The organism is Pseudoalteromonas sp. S554 (assembly GCF_005930865.1).
GTDB lineage: Bacteria > Pseudomonadota > Gammaproteobacteria > Enterobacterales > Alteromonadaceae > Pseudoalteromonas > Pseudoalteromonas marina.
Map to the genome: position 1 here is coordinate 1 of NZ_PNDV01000157.1, position 3,497 is coordinate 3,497.

The following is a 3,497-nucleotide window of genomic DNA, read 5'->3' on the forward strand; positions in this document are numbered from 1 at the left end:
AAAAGCATATGGGAAAAAGCTGGCTGCGATGAGATCGCAATAAGAGAGCCTCTATATGTGTTTGCCGTATGATACTTGCTTAACAGCCGCATCGACATACGAAGTAAACGAATTTGTTTATTGATTTAGAATTGACCGTCAATTTATAAAAACGGTCAAAAAGAAAACTAATGCCTATTGACAGAGTTAAGGCTCATATGTGTTAGGTTTTGATGCTCATAGCTTTGAACATGACTGTGGGATTGAACCACATGCCTGCACCAATGAAATTAAACTTGTCTTATTCGCTACAAAGTTTGATATATTTGGTTTTTCCATCATTAAAGCAAGTTTTTCTTTTATGAACTCTTTATTTTGAAAAAGAAACAATGCTCTCTTATCATCTCGCATTTTGCGCGATTTAAGATACATAGCTCCGAAATCAGCAGTACCATTAAGCATCATTTTAATATCTAACATTTCACCATTTAGATAATCTTTAAGAACCAAGTCATTATCAGACGAACCAATAAGTGATGAAAGATATTCTAGGGCAATAAGCCTTGAAGCCAAGAATACCATTGCATGATCACTACTTTTTATTTCGGGAAATATAATTTTTTCATTCTCTCCCAAATACAATATAGCGGTCTCTAAAGCAGCCACTCTCTTATCACCTTCGTATGAAGAAACCTCAATGACCTCCTTGTTCAACTTCCATTCCATCACAACATTGGCACCTACCTTTCCCTCACCTGCAATTTTTGCAGCACTTTCTGAAATAAATTTTGCGATTCTATCGACTTGTTCGTCAGCTAGTGATGCTGACGAAGGAAAAAATAGAAATGGAATAAAGAACAGAAGAGACGTTTGTTTGATTATTTTGCTCATATTTCAACTGCACCTGCTTCCAGTGATAGAAGAAATGATCTTAGGATGTTTTTAGAATTCTGAGGTAACCCCTGTAAAGTTGAATGTAATTCATAATCTTCTTTTGGCATTTTAATAGCATTCTCATTGTCTCTATCCATCCAAAATTCTGGAAGAGAAAACGCTTTTTCAATACTTCTAGCAACATGGTCGGATATATCCATTTCTCCTGTTGCCATCTTAGAAACATAATTAGCATTAGTAATATGAGCCATTTTACCAGCAGTAGGCTCATGCCCTCCACTCATCCAACGTATTAAATCAAGATTATTAGATCGATTTGTAATTGTCATGATGCCCTCGTTTTATGAAACCTAACCATAGCCATAATGTGTGGCGAGTTTACGAGGCATCAATTTTGATGGCCTTGTTATAACTTTTAATCGGAGCTGTGATGAAAAACAAAATAGAAACGTTCAATAAATTCAATCGTGGCGCGCGCAGGACAGATAGGCAAAGACACCTTGAGCTATGCGGTTTTACATTCAAAGGATTGTTTCTTATTGATCGCCCGATTACGCCAAAATCTCACGGCGAATCATTGGCGCGTTCATTTAATAAAATTCATAAAAAAGAATGCCATATTGTGTATTGGGTAGGCCAGAAAAATATGGACGGACAAACGAGCTACCAGTATTGGATTAAGCAGTTATAACGATTTGCATAAAGGGCGCGCGGTTAGCGCGTCCTAGCCCGTAGTCTTTTTGCGGGTGATCTTTGATGCACTTGTTATAACATCACCCATAAAGTTCTACTTTTATTGATGGCTTAATTGAAACTCGTACACCATAAGGAATACTCATTTCGCCATCATACCTGCTAGTTTTAAAACAGCCTGATGGTGCAAATTCTAGATATTCTCCACTTTTCTCAAAACGCCTTTTAACGCCAGCGCAATCCATAAGATTCATTGAGAATATTGAATTATCTATTCCATCTGAGAACAATTCAAAATAAACATCACCATCATATTGGTAAATGGTTATTTTTAATTCAAGGCCGTCCTTTTTCACACTGTACGTATACCAAATACAATCAGTTTCTATAACTGGTTCAGTTTCTAATACAGCGAGAACATCTACTTCATCCCAAACTAGCACAACATCTCCAATGGGTTATAACGCCCTCATCAGCCGCTGACGAAAGTGGCGCGACTTTTTGCGTTTTTTGCAAAATTCGCGACACTTTTGGCAGTCTGCTGGATGAGTTTGTTATGTAATAATTTCAATTTACCACCTTTGATATTTTTTTGAGAATATCTTTATCTTCTCCAAACTTGCAAATTGCATCACAATCTTTTCTTAAATCACTGAATAGTATGTAATGAATTTCAATGTCACTATTTTTAATCGATGGCCTCTGTAGCTGCAATATTACTTCTTTCTCCCGCTTGTCAGGAATGATAAGGTACAAAGATGGTAGGTTATTTGGAAATGAATAATAAAGATCAGTTAATCTTAATATCCCAGAATAGATGGATGTACTTTTTTCCACTTCAAAAGCACAAGTGATTTTATTTGAATCCTTTTCAAACCAAATTGCATCAATAAGTGTTATTGTTTTATAAGTGTCTTTATCAACATCTATTTCTGGAAACTTATCTACGCAGATAAAAGACAAGCTATTACCATTATGACATCTTGATTTGTCGTTTGCTGCGGCAATAACATCATAACCAATTGAATTTCCGATAGTGAGAATGCGATGTTGCATTTCAGTGTGGAGATCTTCTTCCTCCATTTCACTTACAACTTCTTTGTGCCGTTTTTTTATTTTCTTTTCTATTTTTGTTCGTTCTTCATCAGAAAGATGATCGTCACTTATCAGTAATTTCTTTTCGCCAACATCAAATAAAAGCCCTGCAAAAGCACCCAAGTCATTCGATAACTCAGACTTTAGTTCATCATTTTTCTCTATTATAATTTCTCTCATCCTGAGATAATCTGACCACGACCCGAGCTTTACTTTATCTTTGAAGAGCGTATTGAATCCATTAACAATAGCAGTATTGCATGGAGGTATGATAGTGGGATGTAAAAAATAAAGAATACTTGCAACTGCTGGACCTAATCCTTTAATTTTCCGTTGATCTAATAAGATTATTTCCTTAATTATTTGTTCTTCTTTTGTGGCATTTATGCATTTTTCCAAGAATTGGCCAAATGCAACTTTATTTTCCTCATTTTCATAAATATCAGGTATTCGTAATTTTGGCTTCCAGTAAAAGGGATGCGATGCTCCTTTAAATACTTGCTTTTGTTCCGTGATACAGTTTAAAACAAATTCTAAAGATGAACCTTTAAAATCATTCCCAAAACTTCCATTTTTAATATCCTGTATTACATCAAATACACCCCTACGGATAGTTCTAAATGCTTTTAGTCGTTCGTCATTATTTACGAACCAGCTATTATAAACCGTCTCCTCATCACTTTTATAACCATCAATTATTGATTTTAAATCTTGACTCATATCCCCACTCTTAATTATTTGTATATTTACATAGACATAATGACTCCCACACGGTGTTAGCCTCCGCTTTTCGTGGGTTAGCTTAATTCAAAGCCAGAGCCATAATTAGTTTGTCA

The 3,497-nt window shown here is 35.4% G+C and carries 5 protein-coding genes; 1 reads left to right on the forward strand and 4 read right to left on the reverse strand.

The window, feature by feature from the left end:
* Positions 1–216: 216 nt before the first annotated feature.
* Complete coding sequence (locus CWB65_RS19430; protein ID WP_008130140.1) at positions 217–870, reverse strand: hypothetical protein; 654 nt, start codon at positions 868–870, stop codon at positions 217–219.
* A complete protein-coding gene (locus CWB65_RS19435) occupies positions 867–1,202 on the reverse strand; it encodes a hypothetical protein (protein ID WP_033025517.1) in 336 nt (111 codons plus the stop codon). Before CWB65_RS19435 ends, CWB65_RS19430 begins: the two co-directional genes overlap by 4 nt.
* Positions 1,203–1,303: 101 nt before the next feature.
* Here CWB65_RS19435 and CWB65_RS19440 point away from each other — a divergent pair, with 101 nt between their 5' ends.
* The gene (locus CWB65_RS19440; protein WP_033025520.1) at positions 1,304–1,564 is read left to right on the forward strand and encodes a hypothetical protein; all 261 of its coding nucleotides are present in this window, start codon (positions 1,304–1,306) and stop codon (positions 1,562–1,564) included.
* Positions 1,565–1,646: 82 nt separating this feature from the next.
* Here CWB65_RS19440 and CWB65_RS19445 read toward each other — a convergent pair whose 3' ends face one another.
* On the reverse strand, positions 1,647–2,009 hold the full coding sequence (locus CWB65_RS19445) for a hypothetical protein (protein WP_008130143.1): 363 nt from the start codon (positions 2,007–2,009) through the stop codon (positions 1,647–1,649).
* 124 nt (positions 2,010–2,133) lie between these two features.
* Positions 2,134–3,381 (reverse strand): type II restriction enzyme NmeDI-related protein, encoded by a 1,248-nt coding sequence (locus tag CWB65_RS19450; protein WP_008130145.1) that lies wholly within the window; start codon positions 3,379–3,381, stop codon positions 2,134–2,136.
* Positions 3,382–3,497: the final 116 nt, after the last annotated feature.

Coding starts and splice junctions, on each gene's coding strand:
- CWB65_RS19430 (WP_008130140.1), bottom strand. CDS start 870: ATGAGCAAAATAATCAAACAAACGTCTCTTCTGTTCTTTATTCCATTT.
- CWB65_RS19435 (WP_033025517.1), bottom strand. CDS start 1,202: ATGACAATTACAAATCGATCTAATAATCTTGATTTAATACGTTGGATG.
- CWB65_RS19450 (WP_008130145.1), bottom strand. CDS start 3,381: ATGAGTCAAGATTTAAAATCAATAATTGATGGTTATAAAAGTGATGAG.
- CWB65_RS19440 (WP_033025520.1), top strand. CDS start 1,304: ATGAAAAACAAAATAGAAACGTTCAATAAATTCAATCGTGGCGCGCGC.